Raw genomic sequence first — 22,906 nt, forward strand, 5'->3', positions numbered from 1 at the left:
ATCAAATAAAATCAAAATAATCTTATATTTCCAGATTTAGGCACTATTAACTTACATGATCAAAGAGTTTTACTTTCAAGAACGCAGTCTGTTACAAGGAATGTAAACAGAAAACTTTAAAAGGATTGCTGATAAACTAGAAATCCATAAAAAAATTAGCATGCATATTGCGAGGCATATCTTTCGCAATATTTCTGGGGATAAAATTCCCATTCAAAATGCTTCAAAAATTATACCGTCATTTTTCGGTTACTAAGACTATAACTTATCAAGCGAATTTTATGAAGAAATCAGCCGATACTGCATTAGGTAAAGTTGTGAACTTCTAATATATCCAAGTCACTAAACCTTACCTTTTCTTTATAAAAGTTTAACAGAATCATAATTTGTTCAAGCTAATTCAGTTTTTAATCACTTTTAGCCATTCCCCTACATTCTGTTGCTCTTCATTCTAGGAAAAGAGCTTTTCTACAAAAGTTTGGGACACAATCCATTTAATCAGAATTTAAAATTTCAATAGCTCTTAAATTTGGTTTATCTATTTGACATTTTTACAATAAGTAATAAAAGTGATATCCAAGAAATTTTGATATGAGAATTATAAAAAAAGTTTTTAGTTATATTTAAAGAGTGGTACAAAACTTTATTATACATCAAAAAGCAAAGCAATACGAGTGGTATGGCGATTGTTTTTTATCTGTCAAGTCTTTTTATGATGGACAAGCAAACTATAAAGTTAAACAGCGTGAATACAACGTAAACCAAAGTAATTTTTTAGTTTTAAACGAGTGTACTAAATATAGATTGACGATTGACACGTTAAAAGAAACTGAATCTTTCTGCGTATTTTTTTCGCCAGATTTTGTATCTAATTTTATTTCATCACTAAATACTTCGGAAGAAAACTTATTAGATTTTAAAACAAAAATTAATCAAGGGTTTAAGTTTTACGAAAGAAATTATTCTCATAATGGATTAGTTTCTGAACTTTTAAAGTATGGCCGAATAAAATCTAAATTAGGTTTTGAAGACATTGAAAAAGAAGAATATTATCACCATCTATTGCAAGCCATACTGCAACAAAACGAAAATAACTTTTATCAAGCTTCACTATTAAATTCAAAGAAAAAATCTACACGCCAAGAAATCTACCAAAGAGTATTATATTCTAAAGACTATATCGATAGTAATTTCAGCAAAAACCTCACATTAAAAACTTTAGCACAAATTAGTTTACTCTCTGAAAATCATTTGTTGCGAAATTTTCGCCAAATTTTCGCCATAACACCTTTTCAATATTTGTCTAATAAAAGAATTGCTGAAGCAAAAAATCAATTGATAAATACTAATAAGGGAATCACAGAAATAGCAACAGATGTAGGTTATTCAAGTGTAAGTAATTTTAGTTACTATTTCAAATCTATTACAGGCAAATCCCCAACAGCTTTTAGAAAAAGTGATATATAGTAAGTAAGACTTACAATTTGTTATTTCATTTGTTGAAAATATTTTTCTTATGAAATCACTACTTACATTAATTTTTTGTGCGACTATGTGTTTCACAACTAAAAGCGACAATATGATAGAGGTATTAAAAACACATATTAAAAACAAAGCGGTTGAAAAAGTAATTGAACTCATTCAAGGCAACCCAGAAGTTTTAGAGTTAAAAGATGCAAACGGAAGCAATGGTTTAATGCTTATTGCTTACAGTGGGCTGGATAAAGCTTTATCGAAAGCTGTTTCTCTAAAGAAAAACTTTTCCTTTTACGAAGCCATAGTTTGTGGTAAGATTGATGTCGTTGAAGATTACATAAAAAATAAAAAAGATGATATTGTAAACACCTACTCTAATGATGGTTTTACGCCACTATCACTTGCAGCTTTTTTCAATCAAACAGAAATAGCAAAGCTATTAATTGAACATAAAGCAAATCCTAATATACCTGCAACAAATGCTTCAAAAGTAAATGCACTTCATTCAGCCGTAGCCAAAGAAAATTTAGAACTGTGTGAATTATTTATAGAAAATGGTGTTGATGTAAATGCTATACAAATGGATGGTGTTACTGCGCTTCATTCAGCTGTTCATCGCAACAATCTAAAAATGATTAAGCTGTTAGTCGATAATGGTGCAGCTATTTCTTTAAAAATGAAAAATGGTGATACAGCGTTAGATATCGCTAAAAAAGAGGAGCACAAAGAAGTGGAAGAATATCTAACAGGTTTGAAGAAGAAATAATTTGGTTTTACATCTCAATATTATAATTAAAACCAAAAGATTAATATTTAAAACAATGTTTTTATAATTGAGAGAAGATAATGAAATTCTGTTATGTTACTATTTGGTAACATTTTAGGGATAATTACAAAAACCTCTAGAAACAAAACTAGAGGTTATCTTTAATATTTTCCATCTGTATTTAAATTTTGGCTGAACCCTTTTTGAATAGAGATATTACAAATAAAATTAAAAACAAAAAGAATAACACCTTTGCAATACTTGCAGCACCTGCAGCAATTCCGCTAAATCCTAAGACTCCAGCAATGATTGCTAATACGATAAAAATAATTGTCCAACGTAACATAATGTTTTATTTTTAATGGTTAAATTTTAATACTATTGTTTTAATAGTTTATTACAAATATCATTTATTATGGGCGTATTGATTGACTGTAAGAAATTTACATTTAACTGTATTAATGAGTTTTAAAACCCATTCTATTTAAACTGTAAATTTTCCATTTCAGAGATATCACTTTGTATTGATTTTTTATGTGTATTTATGAGTGTGATGAAGTTTTCGGGTAAAATTTCTGGTTTGTTACCCACATGTTTATATTGGCTTAATAACGATTCTTCATGATATTTTGCTTTATTTGATAGCAACTGGCTGTTATTATCCATAAAAATACTCTTAATTGAAGTAACAAGCCTATCGAAAGCACCTGTGGTAGTACCACTATTTTCTAATCTTATATTGTGAGACTGCATAATAGCTGCAATGTCTGTGGCAAATTGTTGGCGCTCTACTATTTTTTTAGCACAAAAGGTTTTGTATTCTTCAGAATTTAAGTGTCTTCCTAAATTTTTAAAACGTTTTTTTGAATCTATTACTTCTTTATAAAGTCTCCTAATTTTACTTTCAAACTCTGATGCAGAAGGTAATTTTTGCTTTGCTCTCATAACTTTTATTTTAATACAAAAAGTGACTTAAGCATAGAGCTGAAGTCACTTTTTAACTTTTCACTTAACTATTAATTCTAATTCGAATAAATAACTTTGTATCCTTCTAGTCGCGCTTCTAAATCATCTTCATTTTTAAAATATTTAAAAGACTTATTAAAAACCCGATTTGGGCGTTCACCAACTATATAGTGCTTTACATTCAAGTCTGGTGCATTCAAAGTTATTTGGTCAGAAATACGTAGCTTTTTATCACCTAAACTTCTACTTCCTTTTTCTAATTCTGACACTACGATAAGATTATTACTACTGGCATAAACTTTTTCAATTTCAAGTGTGTGTTCAACACCATCAACTTCAGCTTCAACCATAATGGTACGCTCTTCTTTATCACCAAATTCACTTGGCATATCAACATCTACGTAAGGTACTTCTACCGCTACTTCTTCCATCACTACTACAACTTTTGGTATCGTTACGGTTTGTGTTTTTGTACCTATATTAACATCTGCCCAATCAACATCGAATTCTGGCAATTGTCCTTCTTCTACGCTTGCATCAATATCAACATCAACATCTGGTAGTTTAGTTTCTTTCGTCTGATCTATTTTACAGCTTGTAATCAATAATAATGATAGTGCCAAAGCTGATAAAAATAATTTCTTCATAATATAATATTTTAGTTATTAAATTTTTGTGAATAATCGACTTTCGATTTTGTCTAGTACAAAAGTAATGTAGCATGTGTGTTTATATTAGCTCGATAAAGTTGATGATTAACTCTAAAGACTGTAAGCCTAATTTTACAGTAATGGACTAAAAATTTTAGCCATGCCTTGAAGTAATTTATCCTTTAATGAACGATTTTTAAATTCTTGATAATCTAATATTTTACAAGTATTCAGGGAATTTTTAAAATCGTTTGCTAGTTCTTCTGCAATCTGTGTATCGTAAATAAGTGTATTAATTTCGTAATTGTGTTCAAAACTTCTATAATCAAAGTTTCCAGAGCCAATGGATGCAATTGCCTCATCAACAATTATTAATTTGCTATGTGAAAAGGTGTCTTTAATAATACAAATCTCTACACCAGCTTTTAATAGAGGCTCGAAATTTGAAAACATACTATATTTTGCTATTTTACTGTCGTTGTTTTTTGGAACCATTATGTGTACTTCAACACCACGTAAAGCAGCCATTTTGAGAGCTTCTAACAAAATTCTATTTGGAATAAAATAAGGATTCTCAATGTAGATGCTTTGTTCTGCACTATGAATCATCATTACGTATTGATGCATTATTGAGAGATAATTTAAATCTGGCCCACCTGTTACAATTTGTATGAGGCTATTACCCTTATGACTTTGTTTTGGTAAATACTTTTTATCTGTTAGTAATTTCTCATTATTGGCAAAATAATAATCTTTAATAAATACACGATGTAAATGATCTACTGCACTACCTTCTAATTTTAGGTGTATGTCGTCCCAGATTCCAAATTCAGATCTATCTTCATTAATATATTTGTCTGAAATATTAACACCACCAGTAAAGGCTATGGTACCATCTATTATAATTATTTTTCGGTGATTTCTAAAATTAAGAGTAGATAAAATGGTGTTCATTTTAATAGGTAAAATCGAACATATTTCAACACCTAAAACTTCTAACTTTTTTATAGCTTTAGTCTTCCAGCCGTAACTTCCCAAAGCGTCGTAAAGAATTCTTATTTCAACGCCTTCCTTAATTTTTTGCTCAAACAGCCTACATAGTTCTTCCAATATTTCGCCTTCATCCAAAATATAATATTGTAAATGAATAAAAGATTTAGCCTTTTCGATAGCACTAAAAATTTCCTCAAAAGTATTTCTACCATCTTTAAGTAGTGTAACTTTATTACCATCTACAGCAGGAAATCCTGAACTTGCCTTTAAAACTTTACCTATTTTACTATACTTCTGAGAATCAAACTTATGTTGAAATTCTTCAATAGTTTCACTGTCATGATTTAAGTCGTATAAACGTCTTTTGGCAATGTGGTTTAGCTTAAAGAATTTAAATTTTCTTCTATTAATGCCAAATAGTATGTAGAGTAATACACCAACTAACGGGAATATTAATATCACAAAAACCCAGGCTACAGATCGCTCGGGCCTATTACCATACAATAGAACACTTACAACGGCCCAAATGGCCAATACTACATACAGTATGATAAAAAAAGTAAGCATCAACTTTAAAGTTTGAAAAAGTAAAGCTACCTATAATTCATTAATGCAATTAGCTTAAACCGCATAGATGCTAACTCAAATACAATATACAATAGAGTTAAAATGAAAATTTATAGAGCTAATCTAACATTCGGTATATTTCTAAATTTGTTTTAATCAATTTTTATAAACCTTTTAAAATTTATTTTATGTTACGTTGGACAATCATTTTTATAGTAATAGCACTCATTGCAGGTTTTTTAGGATTCGGAGGAATAGCTGGAGCTGCCGCTGGAATTGCGAAAATTATATTCTATATTTTCTTAATACTCTTTATTATCTCACTCGTAAGGAGTTTAATGAAGAAGGCTTAAATTTCTAAAGTATAAAGTTATATAATACCCTTGTAATTCTTTCAATTACAAGGGTATTATATATTTTGATGGCAATACAAATCATTTTTTTGTATTAAATTTTTTGTTTGCTGTGGTGTCTTTGTGGTTAGCATGTCTTATAGATTCTTGCGATTTGTTAAAATTACTTCCATCAGGATCATAGAATTTATAGAAGTCGAACCTACTGTCTATGATTTCAGCCCTATTGCCATTTATGGCAATAGGGTGTTGCAATAATGACGGATTATGCTCAATTATCTTCAACCAATCGTGAGCAGAAAAATCTTCAGTACTGCCAACATCAGGAGCATCTGGGTGAGATATTGAAAACAATTCTCCAACTTGTACATTTAGCATATCTGCAATTTCTGCCCAAATAGTTTGTGATAAAGTCTCTTTATTTATATTAATCGTTCTTACAGCTTCATTTACACTTTGAGTATAAGCTAACACCTTTTTTCCTAATACAGAGTCTTCAGAATATATATAAATAAGTTGTTTGTTATCTGTAGCTAGAATTCCCATAACCTATGCTTTAGCTTGTTCGTTAATTCTTCCTTCTGCGAGATTGTCTAACGATTGATCTGCTTTATATTCTTCATCTAAAATAGACTGTAGTTTATCTGCAATTGTATTGTATTTTAGTTCTCTAGCAAACCGTACTGCTGTACCATAAGCCGAAATCTCATAATGTTCGGCACGCTGTACACAGGCAATAATTCCTGCATCTTTAACATCGGCAACTGCATCGTGCTTTGCCATGTGCTCGCACTCGCTTACCAATCCTTTCATGGCATCACAAACAATACTACCAGGATTAATGTTCAAATCGTCACAAATCTCACGTATTGTATTAAAATGATTATCTGTTTCCTTTACATGCATCTCTAGAGTATTTCTCAATCGGTTATCTGAAACTGCTTCAATAACTTTTGGCATGGCGTTTTTTAATTGTTTTTCAGCAGAGTATAAATCTTTTAATTGGTGTGAAAATAAATCTTGTAATGTTTTCATAATATAATGCGTTTTTAGTCCAGTTTTGTTTTCAACAAAATTACATCTACTTCTTACTAATATTTAACGCAAACAGTTTTATCATTAACGCATTTAATAGGATTAACAGTAAATGTTTCAGAGTTAATCTCACATGAAAACACCTCGTAATTTCACATAATAATTTATAAATGTAATAGTATGAAGATAGTATTTGAGTACGCGAACGTTAGTGCAAGCGAGCGTTTAGAGAAACAAATTGAAGACAAGTTTAATAGTTTAAAAGAGCGCTATCCTTTTATTATTAGAGGTGATGTTTTTTTAAAATTAGATAATAAAGATCATGGCAAAAAACATCATTGTGGTATAAGATTAAGTATGCCAGGGCCACGTTTATATGCTTCTTCTGATGAAGGTAATTTTGAAGCTGCAATATCAGAGACGTTTCGCGATTTAAAAGATCGACTTGAAAAACGAAAAGGGAAAATGAAAACACACTTATAATTACTGAATTCGATTGAGTTAATCTTAATTTTTTTTGAACAAATCTACCACTCATTTGACACTTATATTTGTAGTAGAAATTAAATAAATGATGAAAGCAGTAAGCATCAATTTCACTTTACTGCAACACTAAAACATATTATATTATTATGGGAATTTTTTCAGAAAGTACAGAAAGTAAATTAAATGGGTTATTAGAAAAAGCATACGACGCTGAGCAAGGATTTAGAAAAGCTGCGGAGAAAGTAGATAATCAACCTTTAGAAAACTTTTTTAAGCGCAAAGCAAACGAGCGCCATCAATTTCGTTCTGAGTTAAGAAATGAGCTTAAAGCAAATGGCTGCGAAGTAAATGAAAACGATGGAAGTATAGCTGGTTCAATCCATAGAGGTTGGATGGATACTAAAGCATTCTTTTCTTTTGATAAGGAAGAGTCAATGCTAGAAGAAGTTAGAAATGGTGAAAAAGCCGCTTTAAACGATTATGACGATGTTTTAGAAGATAACCAGTTACCTCCAACAACGGTAAATATTTTGAGAAAACAACGTAACACTATTGAAAGTAGTTATAATAAAGCCGATTATTTAGAAGATGTACTATAATACATTAGTTTAGTTAAGGATTGAAAAGAGGTGCTAGAAATAGCACTTTTTTTTTGAGTCAATATGAAACCGTATCGCATTACAAATACGGAACCATTGGTATTAAATTTAAAACAAAAAATCAAACACTAGAAATCATGCATGCAAACGAACAAAAACACGAAATTGATAAAATAAGAGAATATCAAAATAAAGGATTTACAGCAAGTTATCAATTAGATGATGGCAAGTTGAAAGATTTAGACACTAAAAAAATATACAATGTTTCCGAGATAGATATCGTTGACGAATACCGATATGAGGGTTATTCAAACCCTTCAGATATGAGTATGCTTTATGTACTGCAAATGAATGACGGTAGTAGGGGTACGGTATTGATTCCTTATGGAGCCAATGCCGATGGCGAACTCGCTTGGTTTATGAAAGATGTGAGCTTGCGTAATAAAGACAAGCAAAACCTCAACAAAATAAACTAATTGAGAAAAATGTACTACGAACACTTACAGCCTGGTTTGGTACTAAAAAATTACAAGCAAAGGCTGTGGCTGCGCAACACTTATTGTATTTGTCATTTTGTATTAGCTGTTAGGCTACTTTTTTTAAACTCAAAATAACGTATCATGACTACAAAAGACTTATTTAATAAAGAGCTTGTTAATCTTTATGCCTTATGTAAGAGCATAGACGAACAATTTGTATCAATAAACATAACTCATTTAAGCAAAGCTTTACACGAACCTATTAAAAGTTTTATTACAGCAAATACAACCGACGTAGTTAAACTCTCAAATTTACTGGACACTTACAGTTTAAATGTAAGAAACACCACAGATAGTGTTGGGCAAGAAATGCTTAAAAACCTTAAACAAATAAGTAATGAAGATATTGACACTAACATTAAAACAGCAGGGTTTATCATGTCGTTAAACCGACTTATCAATTATAAAATTGCTAATTACGAAACGATTAAAGTTTTAAGCACCACCAATAGTATAATTATTGACGAAGCTAAAACCACACATAAACATATCAAGAAACATATATTAGACACCATATCGAATTTAGTCTAAAATTTTAAACAATATATTATGAACGATGCCATATCTAAGCTAGAGAAATCACTCGTTGAGCACTGGAACGAATTTATTTACCAAATTCCCAATATTATTGTAGCGTTACTCATTGTTATTGTAGGATTCTTAATCTCGAGATTTATTGCCAATCTGTTTCGGAGAACGGTATCATCCAGAACACAAGATCCTTTAATGACAAATTTTTTAACCAAAGCTGTAAAATTAGGTATCATTATACTCGTTATAATGTTTGCTTTAAAAATAGCAGGTTTGGGAGGTATTGCGACAGGTATACTTACCGCTGCGGGTGCTTCGGCTGTGGTGATTGGTTTTGCATTTAGAGATATTGGCGAAAATTTTATCTCGGGTGTAATTTTATCTTTTAATCGCCCTTTTGATGTCAATGACACTGTTAAAATCGACGAAATATTCGGAAAAGTAAAAGCACTAGAGTTTCGCTACACAAAACTAAAAACATTTGACGGTAGAGACGTCTATATTCCAAATAGTGATATTATAAAAAAAGCCGTTTATAATTATACTGAAGATGGCTTTTTTAGATTAGATTTTATCGTTGGTATTGATTATGATGATGATATTGAAACTGCCAAAAAGGTAATTATCGATGCTGTAAGAAGCTCTGAAGGTGTTATCGATGAAGATGAACATGAAAGTTTTGTAACCGTAGATTCTCTTGGTGTTAGTACTGTAAATTTAAAGGTGTTATTTTGGATAAAAACGAAAGAGTACAGAAAAAGAGCACTCGATGTAAAGAGTGATGTTGTTAGAAATGTAAAAAACATTATTATAGAGAATGGATTGAATATGCCAGCCGATATTACTGAAATTAAATTATATGGCTCTCAAACAAGTATACCTGTTAGTGTTACTCATAATAACGAATAAGGATTTAGTTTGAGTATAAATAATTATAAAGGTATTCAATTTACTACTATGTATATACTATTCTGAAAAATTTATATCTTGGTTTAAAAATGTTTATATATACAGTACCATTCTGTTAACGGTGTCGTTAACTGAAATAATTGAAATATTAGCTTGTATGAAATAGAATATTAAGTTTTTATCGTAGAACACAAATTTTAATCTTAATATAAAAGATAAAAACGCAATTGCATTATTATATTATGCATTGTTAACTTCAAAAATTGCATCATCTGTAAAACCAAATGACGTTCCGTTTTCAATACCAGAATTAATATTCAATCCTGTGAATAAACTAAATGCTGGTAACACTAATTGGTTTTGATTTATATGAAAACATGGGAGTTTTATTTTTTGCCCTCTCTGTAGATGTAATGAAACTGCAGGATGGGTATGTGCTGAAATATAATTTTCACCCTTATGTATGTCTTGTATATCGTGAACGAATTTTATGTTATTTATTACTAAACTCTCGTAAGTGCAAAAATTTAATGTTTCGTAAAATTCTTTTTTAAATCTATCATGATTGCCCCGTATTAAATATTTTTCAATAGAATTAAATTGTATTAACCATTGTTTAAAGTATGAAATATTTCTATTGTAGTTCGCATGAAAGAGATCACCAACAACAATTATTTTTTTAGGATTAAAATGATAAATTAAATCTTTTAATCGCTCTAAATCTTTATTTAAAATAGAATCTGGTATAGCAATACCGTGTTGCCTAAAATGGGCTGTTTTTCCGATATGGATATCAGAAAAAATTAGACATTCTTGCGATTTCCAATAAAGAACACGTTGGTTTGTGATGGTTAGCGTTTCTTTTGCAAATAAGATATTTTTAGTAATTATATTCAATTTATTAACTTATAATGTTGTTTTTGTAACCTTGCAATACGATCACTTAATTTCTCATTGCTCATTGTATCACGTAAACTGTCTACTTTTATCGGGAAACTTAACGGTGTATAACCCTTAGCCACTTTAAAGATAATGTTACTTTTTGAGATACGCTCAAAGGCATTTTGTAGTCTTACTTCTTCTAACTGTTCATTAAAGACTTCGGTGTAGGCTTGACGAAGTAATAAATTATCAGATTCATAATCTTCTAAAACTCGAAAAATTAATCCAGAAGAAGATTGCAGGCTTTTGTTTGTTTTACGTGTTCCTGGATGTGTTTGTATTACTAACCCTGCAATAACAGCAATGTCTCTAAACTTTCTACTTGCCATTTCAGAGGCATTGATACTAGCTACCACATCATCCATTAAGTTATCTTTTGAAAGTAATTGTTTTAAATCGTTTTCTGAAATCAAAATATCTTGATCACTCAATAAATCGAAACCATAATCATTCATAGCAATAGTAAAGGTTATTCTTTGTTTTTTACTCATTCTATAAGCAATAAGGGATGCCATAATTTCGTGAACCAATCGCCCTTCAAATGGGTAAAAAAACAAATGATATCCATCTCTTGTTTTAATTTTTTCGACTAAAAACTCATCCGATTTTGGTATATGAGAATTCAAATTTTGTACAGACAATAACGGATTGAGAAATTTTAACTCGCGTTCTCTAACAGAGGGTTGTAAGGCGTCATTTAATTTTAATCGTAAATAATGACTTAAATAAGACGTTAGTGGCAGACGTCCTCCCTTCCAACTTGGCGTTATTGCTTTTTTAGATTTACTTTTGCGCACATATACTGTCATATCTTTAATATGAGCGATTTCAAGCACACGACCTGCTAAAATGAATGGCATTCCTTTCTTTAGTTTTGAAATAAAATATTCTTCAATCATCCCCACATAACCGCCTTTCATAAACTTTACACGCATCATTGCATCGCTTACAATCGCACCAATGTTCATACGATGTAGCATGCTTATACGCCTACTTTTCACTTTATACAGCTGTGTATCTTTATCTAATACCACTTTATGGAATTCTTCATAAGCTTTTAGAGTACTTCCTCCTTTTGTTATAAATTGTATCACCCAATTAAATTCTTCTTCTTTTAAGAATGAAAAAGCATAGGTATGAGTCACTAATTCAAAAGTTTCTTCTTTATTAAATCCTTCGCCTACAGCTAGTGTTACCATAAACTGAACAAGAACATCATAGGTAAGTACCATAGGTTCTCTGGCTTCAACATCTCTATGCTTCACAGCTTCTTTTAAAGCTGAAACTTCTATAAGCTGTAAGGAATGCGTAGGAACAAAATACACTTTTGAAATCTCATTGGGCGAATGCCCGCTTCGTCCAGCGCGTTGAATGAAACGTGCAATACCTTTAGATGAGCCTATTTGTATTACACAATCTACTGGTTTAAAATCAACACCCAAGTCTAGTGATGAAGTGCATACAACAGCTTTTAACAATCTATCATTAATCGCATCCTCAATCCAATTGCGCTGTTTTGCATCAATCGAACCATGGTGAATCGCAATTTGCCCTGCCAAATCTGTGTCTGCATCTAACAATAGTTGATACCATATTTCGGCTTGATTGCGTGTGTTTGTAAAGATGAGGGTGGTATTATTTTCGTAAATAATTGGAAGTACTTTATATACTAACTTACCTCCTAAATGTCCTGCCCAAGGTAACAGTTCAACCTCATCTGGTAATAATGAAATGATTTTTAATTTTTTCTTTTCTTTAGATGTAATTATCGCTGTTTTGATATCTTTATATGGCACGAGTACCTCCTTAGCTTGTTCAATATTACCGATAGTTGCAGATATACCCCAAATACGTATGTTCTTAGAAAGCGATTTTAAGCATGCAATTGCTAATTCGGTAAGTACACCTCGTTTTGTTGAAAGTAATTCGTGCCACTCGTCAACCACCATACATTGTACGTTTTTAAACCATCGAGAGTTCTTTTTTTGTGAGAAAAGTAAATGCATTGTCTCTGGTGTTGTTAACACAATGTCTGGCATATTTCGTTCTTGTTTTCTGCGAACATTTTGTGGTGTATCTCCATTTCTCACTGCCACTTCCCAATCTAATCCAATCTCATCGATAGCACTTTGCATAGCTTTTTGCAAGTCTTTTGCTAAAGATCTTAACGGGCTTACCCAAAGTAATTTAATTCCTTTTTTGTAATTTTCAGGATAATTTAAATAGTCAATAACTACTGCTAAAAAAAGAGCATATGTTTTGCCAAACCCTGTAGGTGCAACAACTAGTCCGTTAAAATTTTGGGCGTACTTTTTCCATGCTTTTAATTGGAAATCAAAAGGTATAAACTGTTTAGATTGCATCCAATTATGGATAATTTTAAAACCTTCTGTATGCTCTAGTTTTATCAATTTATGTTGAATATATTAAGCTTTTTACACTTTCTATAGTGTCAATATCTGCTACACTTTTATCTTTTCGCCAACGCTTAATTCTTGGAAAACGAAGTGCTACTCCAGATTTATGACGTTTACTAAATGCAATACCCTCAAAAGCAATTTCAAATACTAATTCTGGTTTTACTGTTTTTACAGGGCCAAATTTTTCGATGGCGTTTTTGTTAACCCAACGACTAATTTCTGTAATCTCTTTATCTGTTAATCCTGAATAAGCCTTCGCTACGGTTATCAGCTTTTCACCATTTTTAACGGCAAAAGTATAGTCTGTAAATTTTGAACTTCGACGTCCGCTACCTTTTTGTGCATAAATCATAACGGCATCAATGGTTAGCGGATCTACTTTCCATTTCCACCAATCGCCTTTTTTACGTCCTGTATGGTAAGGTGACTGTTTTTGCTTTAACATTAAACCTTCAGCGTTTAATTGACGTGCATTATTTCTAATGGTATTTAAATCGTCCCACTTTTTTACAGTAATAATAGGAGACAGTTTAATATTTTCAAACTGATTATCTTGAAATACAATTTCTAACTTCTCTCTACGAATTGATAACGACTGTTCACGAATATCTTTACCTTGAAATTCCATGATATCATAAGCATAAAAACCTACAGGTATGTCTTTCAATAATTTTTTAGAAACATTTTTTCTATTCAATCGTTTTTGCAAATCGTTAAATAATAACACGCTACTATCTTTAATTGCTAAAATTTCGCCATCGATTACAAAATCGTATGCCCATTTTGAAAATACCTCAGTAAGTTCTGGAAATTGTTGTGTTACCAACTCTTCTCCACGACTCCATATAAATATTTCATTGTTGCGCTTTACAATTTGTCCACGAATTCCATCCCATTTAAGCTCTATTTGCCAATGATTTATAGCGCCTAAATCTTCAAGTTCTTTTTCAAGGGCATATGCCAAACAAAAAGGATATGGTTTAGAATTATCGTAGTTTATATGTGCTCCAGAGAGTAACTCTTCAAAAGTAATAGTATTGATATCCCAATTGCCAATAATACTGTGCATTAATTGGTTGGTATTAATTTTTGTAAGTTTTGATAAGGCATTCACTAAGGTTTTTTTAGAGACACCAATACGAAAACTTCCGCCAATTAATTTATTGAATATTAAACGTTCTTGAGCTTGTAATCCACTCCAAGCATTTAAAACATAGTCTTTTTTTTCTTGATTAGATTTTGATTTTAAGGCTATGAGTTCTTCCATCCATTTGTGTAATGGTTTTTCTATATGATGTATTGGCGGCGGCAACAATAATGCTAGTGTTTCGCCTAAATCACCAACAGTACTGTAACTTTCTAAAAATAACCATTCTGGTAAATTAGTAATTTCAGAACACCATAGTTTCATAAGTGATGATTTTACTGGGCGTGGCGGACGCTTACCAGTAAATAATGTAATCATCCAAAGTTTATCTTTATCATTAGCTGTTTTAAAGTAGTGGACTAATGCTTCAATTTTAGCATTAGTTTTATTTGTAATTTCAATAGCGCTTATAAGTTTGGAAAAGTGTTTCATACTTTAGCTTCTTTAGTCGTTTCTTCTCCCTGCTGTAACTCATTATCGCCATATTCTGTGATTACTTCTTCAGATTCTATACCTATTTCGTTTAAATATTTAGAAAAAGTAGCTTGTGAGCCGTGTGTTACATATACTTTTTCGGCTTCGCTTGCTTTTACAGCTTGTAATAGCCCGTCCCAATCTGCGTGATCGCTTATAGCAAATCCAGCGTCAACACTTCGCCAACGTCTATTACCTCTCACTTGCATCCAACCAGAACATATAGCAGTAGCAGCATTAGGTATACGTTTTAGCATTTTACTGCCTAATAATGTAGGAGGCATAATAATTATTTTCTCAGCTATATCTTCTTTGTTGAAACTTGCGTCGAGTCTTTGCGTTTGAGGTAATAAAATCCCAGAAGCTTCAATAGCATTATTAATATTGTAGATGGCGTTGTGCACATAAATTTCATCTAAACCTTCTACTAATTTCATAATTCTTTGCGATTTCCCTAAAGAATATCCAAAAAACACACTCGTACGATTATTTGCTTTGTTTTGTGCTACCCAATTATATAGTTGCTCTTGCAAGACTGTATCTGGTAACCATTTGTAAATTGGTAATCCGAAAGTGCTTTCGGTAATGAATTCATGACATTTTACAGACTCGAATGGAATGGTGATATTGTCATGTTTAACCTTGTAATCGCCTGTAAAAACAACTACTTTGCCTTTATGTTCTATACGAATTTGTGCAGAACCAATGATATGCCCAGCAGGATGAAAACTCACTTTTACACCATTGATTGTTCTTGGTTCGTTATACCCTAATGTCTCTATAGAAATATCTTGCCCTATACGGTGTTTAATAATATTTTTAGTATGTGTATGGCATAAATAATGTTTGTTGCCCCAACGAGCATGATCGGCATGTCCATGAGAAATGATCGCATAATCTACAGGAAACCAAGGGTCTAAATAAAATTTTCCTACGCTACAATAGAGCCCTTTTTTTGTGAATTTTATAAGTTTCATTCTATAACTTAATTATTTAGGCGTTTAATGGTTTCTTTTGCCCAGTTATTTGAGCGCTCATTAAAACACTCTAAAATTGCATCTACGCCAAACAGCGTTCCTTTTGCCAATCGCCCATGTAAAGCTAGTGGTATCGTTTTATTAGTATTTGGTATATTAACAATGCCATTAGGGTACGTATCTATTCCTAATTTAGAATGTATGGGTTGGATGTAGTTATGCTGTAATAGATTGCGAATTATAGATGATTTAACATCTAAAATTTTTGGAGCATCAAGCACCGTATTTATCATCACATTAGCTACGACTTCATTATTCTCTACATCTAAATGCCAACCTCTTGAAGTGCAAGCAATGTCTGGATCATCCACTACCTTAAGCGTTAAAATATTAGCGTTAATCATAGCCAATAATTGTTGCAAACTTGCAAGTGGTGGGCCAAAGGTTAATCGTTTTAATTTATTGTCTAAAGTTATTATTTTATCAATAACTTCTTCTGAAAAAGTATTAAAAGACAATGACTTATATAAAGTTGGATGGCAGTGACGCCATACCTGCCCAATACAATAATCTAAGCTTATTGGTTTTTTTCCAGCCGCCATATTAACGTATTGTTCCATAATTTTAGTTGGTGTTTTATTTTTAGATGTACTAATAGGAACCTCATTTTTATCATCTAAAATCCAGGACTTCGCAAAATCTATCACTTGTAATTCATCGTAATTATGTGCTACTGCTTTTTCCTTTAGTTCTAAAAATTTTTCTACTATTACAGGTAATAAGGCATCAACTAAAAATAATTCTGATGTAATATTACAAGAGTGTCTCTTAGCTTCTTTTAATGTTTTTCTCAACCTTTTGAGCTGCTGCTTGCTTGGCACAAACCAATCGTCAATCTTTTTGTTGATAGGCTTTGGTGCCATTGGTAAGCCATCTAATGAAAAAGGGATGATTTTTTTTGGACAGTTTTTGCCAGGATAAAAAATCATTTTTTGAGTATGATCATCTATAATTTCAAAATAACCGCCCGTTTTATTTGCAATAGCTCTCACGACATCAATCATGGCTAATCCAAATCCTCGTAATGCAACTATTTTGTTTGTATTAATAGCATCAGTTTTAAATAGCGATGATATAGGATATGGCTTTGTAAATAAATTGAGAGCACTATTTTGTTGTTTAAAATTTGTCCATTTTTTAAGTTGCTCAGAACTATAAGTAGGTTGATGTCCTATAGTTAATACAACTTCATCAGCTTTATAAGTTATATTAGTTTCTGTAGTAATTTGGAATGTGCCATTTTTATATGCAACATCTTTGACCAAGCTTGTATAACATTTTAAAATGCCTTTATCTTCTAATGGTTTTTGTATTGATTCAAAGCGTTGACTTAAATAAGAACCTAGCTTTGCTCGTGGTGGAAAGACATCATTATTGCCGTGAGATATTAATGTGTATCCAGCCCAATCTTGGTAAGAATCAAAGGCTTCGATTTGGAACAGTTTATTTACTATTTTTTTACGTTTTGGAATAGTAAGTGCGCGCTCTGATACGTTTAACCAATTATCTTTTGTTTGATGTTGCGCATATACTTGCCCACTACCAAAGTAACCCGTTCGTTCAAAAACAATAATTTTTAGTTCAAAGGTTTTACTTATAGTTTCATAGAAATGATATAAGCTTTCTAATGCCGATAAACCTCTAGGGCCACAACCAATTATGGCAACTGTTTTTACTGCTAATTTTTTCAAAGTTTTGTAAATTAGGAATTCAAAAATATATCAATCCCTATAGTATTATATACTCATTAAAATTAATTTGTAACTCAATAGCGTGATATTCGTATTTACTTTTGTTTTATCTTTTTTACAAAATGTTAAAATTGATAATAAAAGCCATATCTTTGATTAGGGCAGATTTATAAACTATACCAACTTCTTCTTGAAAATATATGTCACATACGATTTTAACAATACTTTTAAAACACTTTTAAAAGAGCAACTCAATGCTTTAAATATAGATTTTGAAATTCATGGTATTAATGAGATTGAATTTAAACAAGCTTTATCAAATGATAAAAAGAAAACGTTTAAACAAATTCTAAGCAACTATCATATTGAAATAATAGAAGATCGAAAAATATCTATGGTTGAACGTATAAAAGCAGTTATTAATGAAATGTTGGATGATGAAAGGGCGAGACTTATTAATACTTCTGATTATTTAGCAGATAAGCTCAATTATTCTTACATCTATTTGTCAACCTTATTTTCTGAAGCAACCTACACATCTATAGAACATTATATAATTTTACAAAAAGTAGAAAAAGCAAAAGATTTTTTATTAAACACTAACAGTACTTTAACAGAAATTGCTTATAAGCTAAACTACAGCAGTGTAGCACATTTGTCACGTCAATTTAAAAAAACCACAGGGTTAACACCTTCTGCGTTTCAGAGAATTATAGAACGACGTCGTGTACAATTAAACAATTAACAAAAACCACTAATGCTAAAAGTAATTCTCACAGACGACGACGAAGATGATCGCTTATTTTTTAAAGAAGCAATTGAAGACGTAAATTTAAATACCGTATTATCTACTTTTAATCACGGACAAGCGCTGATGGATTACCTTAACAGCCCAGATGCTGAACTACCTAATTTATTATTTCTAGATTTAAACATGCCAATTAAAAATGGCATGCAGTGCTTAAAAGAAATAAAAGCAAATAGCAAATTGAAAGATATTATTATCGCGATTTATTCAACTTCTTCTTCTGAAAAAGATATAGAAGATACCTTTGTAAATGGTGCCAATATTTATATTAATAAGCCAAGTAATTTTAGTGCCCTAAAAAAAGTAATTAGTAAGGTATTAAAAATTAATTGGCAGTACCACACTTCAAACCTTAATCGTGATAACTTTTTATTTAGAATATAATGTTGTGATATGAACACCGCTCATTTTTTAAATTCACAAAAAAGTTATTCCGTAGCATTACTGCTATCGTTTGTAGTACTAGCAATTATATTTACAATTACCGTTGCTCAAATTTTCGATTTACTACGTTCTGGTGAGCGTATTGTAGAAAATAATTTTGAAACTAAGAATTTCGTCGATTTAGAGCAAAATTTAAACCGTTTGGAAATCGATTTCTTAACTAACAAATTAGATGCCGCAAAACTGAATACCATACAGTCTAAAAACCTCACACTATTAGAAAATATTCAACCTAAAGATGAAGTTTATAAAGCGTTTAAAAAAAAGTACAACGTTTTACTTGATAGGCTTTCGCAAGTTATTACTACAGACGTCGATAATAATAAACAACAAGTTATTAGCTTATTTAGCGATCTTAATTTTTTTAAAAAACGTTTATTAGACTCTCATAGTTATGATGTATCTTCTGATATTTCGAAATTTAAGAAAGATAGTAAAGCCTTGCCTACGGTATTTCTGGGTATGAGTCTAATTTCATTAGTAATTTTGTTATTATCATTATACAAGATTTTTTTAGACAGAAAAGAAATCTTGAAAAAATCGCATATCCTTGATACCATACTCAATAATACAAGTGATATTATCAATTATTTTTTACCCATATACAATGATAATGACGAAGTAATAAACTTTACTATAGGGCATGTAAGTAGTGCTAATAGTAGTATATCTACCTACAAGGTTAAAGATATGGTTGGCAAAAAAGTTACCGACGTATTTCCTTTTTTAGAACCTGAAGGTATAATGGAAAAAATGATAGCAGCTTACAAAAACCAAGAATATTATAAGAATAATAAAACCAACAATATCTTAGGTGAAACAAGGCATTTTAAAGAACAATTCATTCCCACAGAAGATGGGTTGCATGTTATGGCAACTGAAATTACCGATGTGGTTAGCAAAGATGAAGAAATTACAAAAAAGTCTAATATTTTAGATACTATTTTAGAAAATTCTAATGATATCGTCAACTTTTATAAACCAATATATGAAGGTGATAAAGTGATTGACTTTACTATTGAGCACGCTAGTATTGCCAACAGATCAATAATTGATACAAACGTTAATCAAATCATTGGGAAAAAGGTTTCAGAAGTGTATCCTTTTTTAAAAGCGAGTGGTAATTTTAATCAATTAATAGAATCATTTATAAACAAAACCTATTACGAAAAGTTACTATCTATACCTATTGATGATAAAATCCGTTATTTTAACGCGCGATATGTACCTGATATGCATGGGCTGCAAGTAATGGTTACCGAGCTTACTAATTTAGTAAATATACAAGACGAAATAAAGGTCGCTAATACCGAGCTTATTTTAAAAAATGCGGTATTAAACGAGGCCGAGGAGATGGCAAAGTTGGGAAGCTATGTTTGGTATATGAAAGATGATATTACACATTTATCAGATAATGTATATAGAATTATGGGGTATGAACCGCAAGCTTTTGAATCTTCATCTACCAAATTTAGAGAATTTACCCATCCTGACGATTTAGAAATGTACGACAGACAAGTGGGTGATGCCTTTGAACATAAAAAACCTGTTGAATTTATATTTAGAATTATTAGTAAACAAGATGAAATCAAATACTTATATACCAGTGGTGCTTATAAAGAAAAGGATGGAGAGCAAATTATGTTAGGCATTATACAGGATGTAAGTGATCGTATTGAAAATGAATTAGTTCTCAAAGAACAAAATATAGAATTAGCACGCCGAAATCGTGAGCTTGATTCGTTTAATCGTATAGCTAGTCACGATTTACAAGAGCCCTTGCGTAAGGTGCAAATGTTTTTATCTCGTATATCAGACAATGATATTGAAAATTTAAGCGAACGCGGACGAGGGTATATTAATAAAGTTAAAGATACTACTTCACGAATGCGTATCTTAATTAACAATTTGTTGGCGTTTTCACGCATAGATAATAAAGCTTACAACTACGAGCTTACAGATTTAAATGAAATTGTGGCAACGGTATTAGAAGATTACTCTGAACGTATTGATGATACAAAAGCACTAATAAATTACAATAATCTACCTACACTAAATGCTATTCCATTTTTAATGGAACAATTGTTTACAAATCTTATTGGTAACTCAATAAAGTATAGAAAAAGAGATGTGCCTATTAAAATTACTATTGAAAGCACAAAGATGCATAGTAATCAAATCTCGCAAGACTTTATTAAAACGCATGCCTATTACCATGTTATCAAGGTAATTGATAATGGGATTGGTTTTAATAATGAAGATAATAAGACAATTTTTAAATTGTTTAACAGACTGCATCAAAAGCATGAATATTCTGGTACAGGTATTGGCTTAGCTATTTGCGAAAAAATTATTCTAAAACATCACGGCCACATTATGGCAACAAGTGTTTTAAACGAAGGTTCTGTCTTTACTATGTTCTTACCAAGTGGTAAACTAAAACATTTACCATCTACTTTTAATTAAACAAAACAGTCAACTTGATAATATAGAACCATCCTTAACAGGGTGGTTTTTTTTCTACAATATCACTTTTCCTAAAATTATGCAATAGGTTCCAAAAATTGTGTAACACAAAAACTGCATAAGCGTTGCACCTTTGTAATATCAAATTAAAGGAACTAAAACATGAAATATCATATTAAAAAAACAGAACGTCAGTTTTCAAAAATTGGACGCGTATTTAAGAAAAAATTAGCCTTAGAAACAGAAAAAGTTCGACAGCTAAATAAAAAGCAGGCTTCTTAGCTGCTAAAGCTTAAACCTTTTTTCTCACAGATAAAATATTAATCTTAAATTCTCGACAAATGCAAACTCTAAATATCACAGCACTAGAAATCTCTCAAATCTTTAATCAATTACAAACTGAAATAGGTGGAACATTATCAAAAAACTTAAAAGAGCACATCTTGTATGTAGATAACGAATTAGGGTATGGTAGTATTAAAGGAATGCGTCTAAAAGGTGGTATTTCGTTTTTAGAGTTTAATATGACATTTAAAAATGATATAAAGTTAGATATTAAAGCACCAAAAAAGGCATTGGTTAACTTTGCGTACTGTGCAGAAGGCAAATTAGCTCATACCTTTGGTGTTTCAGACAATAAGGTAGAATTAGAAACATTTCAAACAGCAATCTTATCAAATATAAATTCTGACACTAATAGCCTATTCTTTTATAAAGACGTTCAAGTAGTAGTCAATTTAATTACCGTGAATACATTATTTGGAGATGGTAATCAGTTTGCTATTAATACGCAATTAAGAGATGCATTTATACATAATAAAGCAGAAGACAGCTTATTTGTAGGCTCTTATAATTTAAAAATTGCAGAACGTATTAAGCAATTGGATGCTATCAAGCAAGAAGGTGTTGTTAGAACCTTATTGATAGAGGGCTTGGTACATGTTATTTTAGCATTAGAGGTTGAGCAACATAAAAAAGATCTTATAAAACGAGAAAATGTAACGGGCAATTTAACAGCTGACGAAATGTTACAGGTTAAGGACTTATCTGAATTTATCAATAACTTTCCAGAAACCAATCTAACCGTAACAGAACTAGCGCACAAAATAGGTTTAACGCCTTCTAAGTTACAAGAAGGTTTTAAGTTAATGCATAATACTACAGTAAACGATTATATTCGTGATGTACGTGTAACCAAATCTGAAGAATTAATTAAGACAACAGATTTAAATATTTCTCAAATACTATATACATTAGGGTTTTCTAGTAGAAGTTATTTTTCTAAAATCTTCAAAGAAAAATATAATTGTTCGCCAAGCCGTTATAAATCAATGAATAAGTTAGCTGCTACTGCATAATCTTTAGCAAACTGATTACCATATCTAAATGAAAGTCGCATATAATGCCACTTTCGAAATACATAAATCACATAATAGCACGTTACCCTCGATGAATTTATTTAAGTATCTCTATTTTACAAAGTGATACATCAACTAATATTATTTCTTAACTGTAAACGGAATGTATAGTAAGTATTTACTACAAACGTAAAAAAAAATACAACTTATGCAATTATAAATAACTACCACGTGTAACTTGATTATAAT

General features: G+C 31.0%; 23 protein-coding genes. 12 read left to right on the forward strand and 11 right to left on the reverse strand.

Going from position 1 to position 22,906, the window contains the following annotated elements:
* The first annotated feature begins 630 nt into the window (after positions 1-630).
* Positions 631-1,467: a helix-turn-helix domain-containing protein gene (locus AC1EUY_RS14415; protein ID WP_480196252.1), complete on the forward strand. Its 837-nt coding sequence runs from the start codon at positions 631-633 to the stop codon at positions 1,465-1,467.
* 112 nt (positions 1,468-1,579) lie between these two features.
* Positions 1,580-2,242, forward strand: a complete 663-nt coding sequence (locus AC1EUY_RS14420) for an ankyrin repeat domain-containing protein (RefSeq protein ID WP_480196253.1) — start codon at positions 1,580-1,582, stop codon at positions 2,240-2,242.
* A 181-nt stretch (positions 2,243-2,423) separates the two neighbouring features.
* On the opposite strand, the gene AC1EUY_RS14425 is transcribed toward AC1EUY_RS14420, so the two are convergent.
* From AC1EUY_RS14425 to cls, 4 genes are all read right to left on the reverse strand, one after another.
* On the reverse strand, positions 2,424-2,588 hold the full coding sequence (locus AC1EUY_RS14425; protein WP_480196254.1) for a DUF1328 family protein: 165 nt from the start codon (positions 2,586-2,588) through the stop codon (positions 2,424-2,426).
* Between the two features lie 134 nt (positions 2,589-2,722).
* The gene (locus tag AC1EUY_RS14430; protein WP_480196255.1) at positions 2,723-3,187 is read right to left on the reverse strand and encodes a DUF2383 domain-containing protein; all 465 of its coding nucleotides are present in this window, start codon (positions 3,185-3,187) and stop codon (positions 2,723-2,725) included.
* 77 nt (positions 3,188-3,264) lie between these two features.
* Positions 3,265-3,855 carry a hypothetical protein gene (locus tag AC1EUY_RS14435; RefSeq protein WP_480196256.1) on the reverse strand — a complete coding sequence of 197 codons (591 nt, stop codon included), beginning with the start codon at positions 3,853-3,855 and terminating at the stop codon, positions 3,265-3,267.
* A gap of 135 nt (positions 3,856-3,990) precedes the next feature.
* On the reverse strand, positions 3,991-5,418 hold the full coding sequence (gene cls, locus AC1EUY_RS14440) for a cardiolipin synthase (RefSeq protein ID WP_480196257.1): 1,428 nt from the start codon (positions 5,416-5,418) through the stop codon (positions 3,991-3,993).
* Between the two features lie 188 nt (positions 5,419-5,606).
* Between cls and AC1EUY_RS14445 the strand changes: the two genes are divergently transcribed.
* The gene (locus tag AC1EUY_RS14445) at positions 5,607-5,771 is read left to right on the forward strand and encodes a DUF1328 family protein (RefSeq protein ID WP_480196258.1); all 165 of its coding nucleotides are present in this window, start codon (positions 5,607-5,609) and stop codon (positions 5,769-5,771) included.
* Positions 5,772-5,852: 81 nt separating this feature from the next.
* Here AC1EUY_RS14445 and AC1EUY_RS14450 read toward each other — a convergent pair whose 3' ends face one another.
* Positions 5,853-6,317 (reverse strand): arsenate reductase family protein, encoded by a 465-nt coding sequence (locus AC1EUY_RS14450; RefSeq protein WP_480196259.1) that lies wholly within the window; start codon positions 6,315-6,317, stop codon positions 5,853-5,855.
* 3 nt (positions 6,318-6,320) lie between these two features.
* The gene (locus AC1EUY_RS14455) at positions 6,321-6,806 is read right to left on the reverse strand and encodes a YciE/YciF ferroxidase family protein (RefSeq protein ID WP_480196260.1); all 486 of its coding nucleotides are present in this window, start codon (positions 6,804-6,806) and stop codon (positions 6,321-6,323) included.
* Positions 6,807-6,986: 180 nt separating this feature from the next.
* Here AC1EUY_RS14455 and AC1EUY_RS14460 point away from each other — a divergent pair, with 180 nt between their 5' ends.
* The 5 genes from AC1EUY_RS14460 (at position 6,987) to AC1EUY_RS14480 (ending at position 9,870) form a co-directional block, all read left to right on the forward strand.
* Positions 6,987-7,289, forward strand: a complete 303-nt coding sequence (locus tag AC1EUY_RS14460) for an HPF/RaiA family ribosome-associated protein (protein WP_480196261.1) — start codon at positions 6,987-6,989, stop codon at positions 7,287-7,289.
* A gap of 149 nt (positions 7,290-7,438) precedes the next feature.
* Complete coding sequence (locus tag AC1EUY_RS14465) at positions 7,439-7,891, forward strand: ferritin-like domain-containing protein (RefSeq protein ID WP_480196262.1); 453 nt, start codon at positions 7,439-7,441, stop codon at positions 7,889-7,891.
* 53 nt (positions 7,892-7,944) lie between these two features.
* The gene (locus AC1EUY_RS14470) at positions 7,945-8,367 is read left to right on the forward strand and encodes a hypothetical protein (protein ID WP_480196263.1); all 423 of its coding nucleotides are present in this window, start codon (positions 7,945-7,947) and stop codon (positions 8,365-8,367) included.
* A gap of 144 nt (positions 8,368-8,511) precedes the next feature.
* The gene (locus AC1EUY_RS14475; protein WP_480196264.1) at positions 8,512-8,961 is read left to right on the forward strand and encodes a DUF892 family protein; all 450 of its coding nucleotides are present in this window, start codon (positions 8,512-8,514) and stop codon (positions 8,959-8,961) included.
* A gap of 18 nt (positions 8,962-8,979) precedes the next feature.
* Entirely contained in the window at positions 8,980-9,870 is an 891-nt protein-coding gene (locus AC1EUY_RS14480) for a mechanosensitive ion channel family protein (protein ID WP_480196265.1), read from the forward strand.
* Positions 9,871-10,110: 240 nt separating this feature from the next.
* Here AC1EUY_RS14480 and pdeM read toward each other — a convergent pair whose 3' ends face one another.
* From pdeM to AC1EUY_RS14505, 5 genes are read right to left on the reverse strand one after another with little or no spacing between them, the layout of a single operon-like run.
* Positions 10,111-10,767, reverse strand: a complete 657-nt coding sequence (pdeM, locus tag AC1EUY_RS14485; RefSeq protein WP_480196266.1) for a ligase-associated DNA damage response endonuclease PdeM — start codon at positions 10,765-10,767, stop codon at positions 10,111-10,113.
* Complete coding sequence (locus AC1EUY_RS14490; RefSeq protein WP_480196267.1) at positions 10,764-13,223, reverse strand: ligase-associated DNA damage response DEXH box helicase; 2,460 nt, start codon at positions 13,221-13,223, stop codon at positions 10,764-10,766. The genes pdeM and AC1EUY_RS14490 overlap by 4 nt, the downstream gene beginning before the upstream one ends.
* 1 nt (position 13,224) lies before the next feature.
* Positions 13,225-14,811 (reverse strand): ATP-dependent DNA ligase, encoded by a 1,587-nt coding sequence (locus AC1EUY_RS14495; protein WP_480196268.1) that lies wholly within the window; start codon positions 14,809-14,811, stop codon positions 13,225-13,227.
* Positions 14,808-15,830: a ligase-associated DNA damage response exonuclease gene (locus AC1EUY_RS14500; RefSeq protein WP_480196269.1), complete on the reverse strand. Its 1,023-nt coding sequence runs from the start codon at positions 15,828-15,830 to the stop codon at positions 14,808-14,810. Before AC1EUY_RS14500 ends, AC1EUY_RS14495 begins: the two co-directional genes overlap by 4 nt.
* Before the next feature lie 8 nt (positions 15,831-15,838).
* Positions 15,839-17,581, reverse strand: coding sequence for an FAD/NAD(P)-binding protein (locus AC1EUY_RS14505; RefSeq protein ID WP_480196270.1), 1,743 nt, complete (start codon positions 17,579-17,581; stop codon positions 15,839-15,841).
* Between the two features lie 190 nt (positions 17,582-17,771).
* Here AC1EUY_RS14505 and AC1EUY_RS14510 point away from each other — a divergent pair, with 190 nt between their 5' ends.
* From AC1EUY_RS14510 to AC1EUY_RS14525, 4 genes are all read left to right on the forward strand, one after another.
* A complete protein-coding gene (locus AC1EUY_RS14510; protein WP_480196271.1) occupies positions 17,772-18,326 on the forward strand; it encodes a helix-turn-helix domain-containing protein in 555 nt (184 codons plus the stop codon).
* Between the two features lie 12 nt (positions 18,327-18,338).
* A complete protein-coding gene (locus AC1EUY_RS14515; protein WP_480196272.1) occupies positions 18,339-18,773 on the forward strand; it encodes a response regulator in 435 nt (144 codons plus the stop codon).
* Between the two features lie 9 nt (positions 18,774-18,782).
* Positions 18,783-21,299, forward strand: a complete 2,517-nt coding sequence (locus AC1EUY_RS14520; RefSeq protein WP_480196273.1) for a sensor histidine kinase — start codon at positions 18,783-18,785, stop codon at positions 21,297-21,299.
* Positions 21,300-21,640: 341 nt separating this feature from the next.
* Positions 21,641-22,657, forward strand: coding sequence for a helix-turn-helix transcriptional regulator (locus AC1EUY_RS14525; protein ID WP_480196274.1), 1,017 nt, complete (start codon positions 21,641-21,643; stop codon positions 22,655-22,657).
* Positions 22,658-22,906: the final 249 nt, after the last annotated feature.

Source organism: Maritimimonas sp. 2210JD6-3 (genome assembly GCF_056591795.1).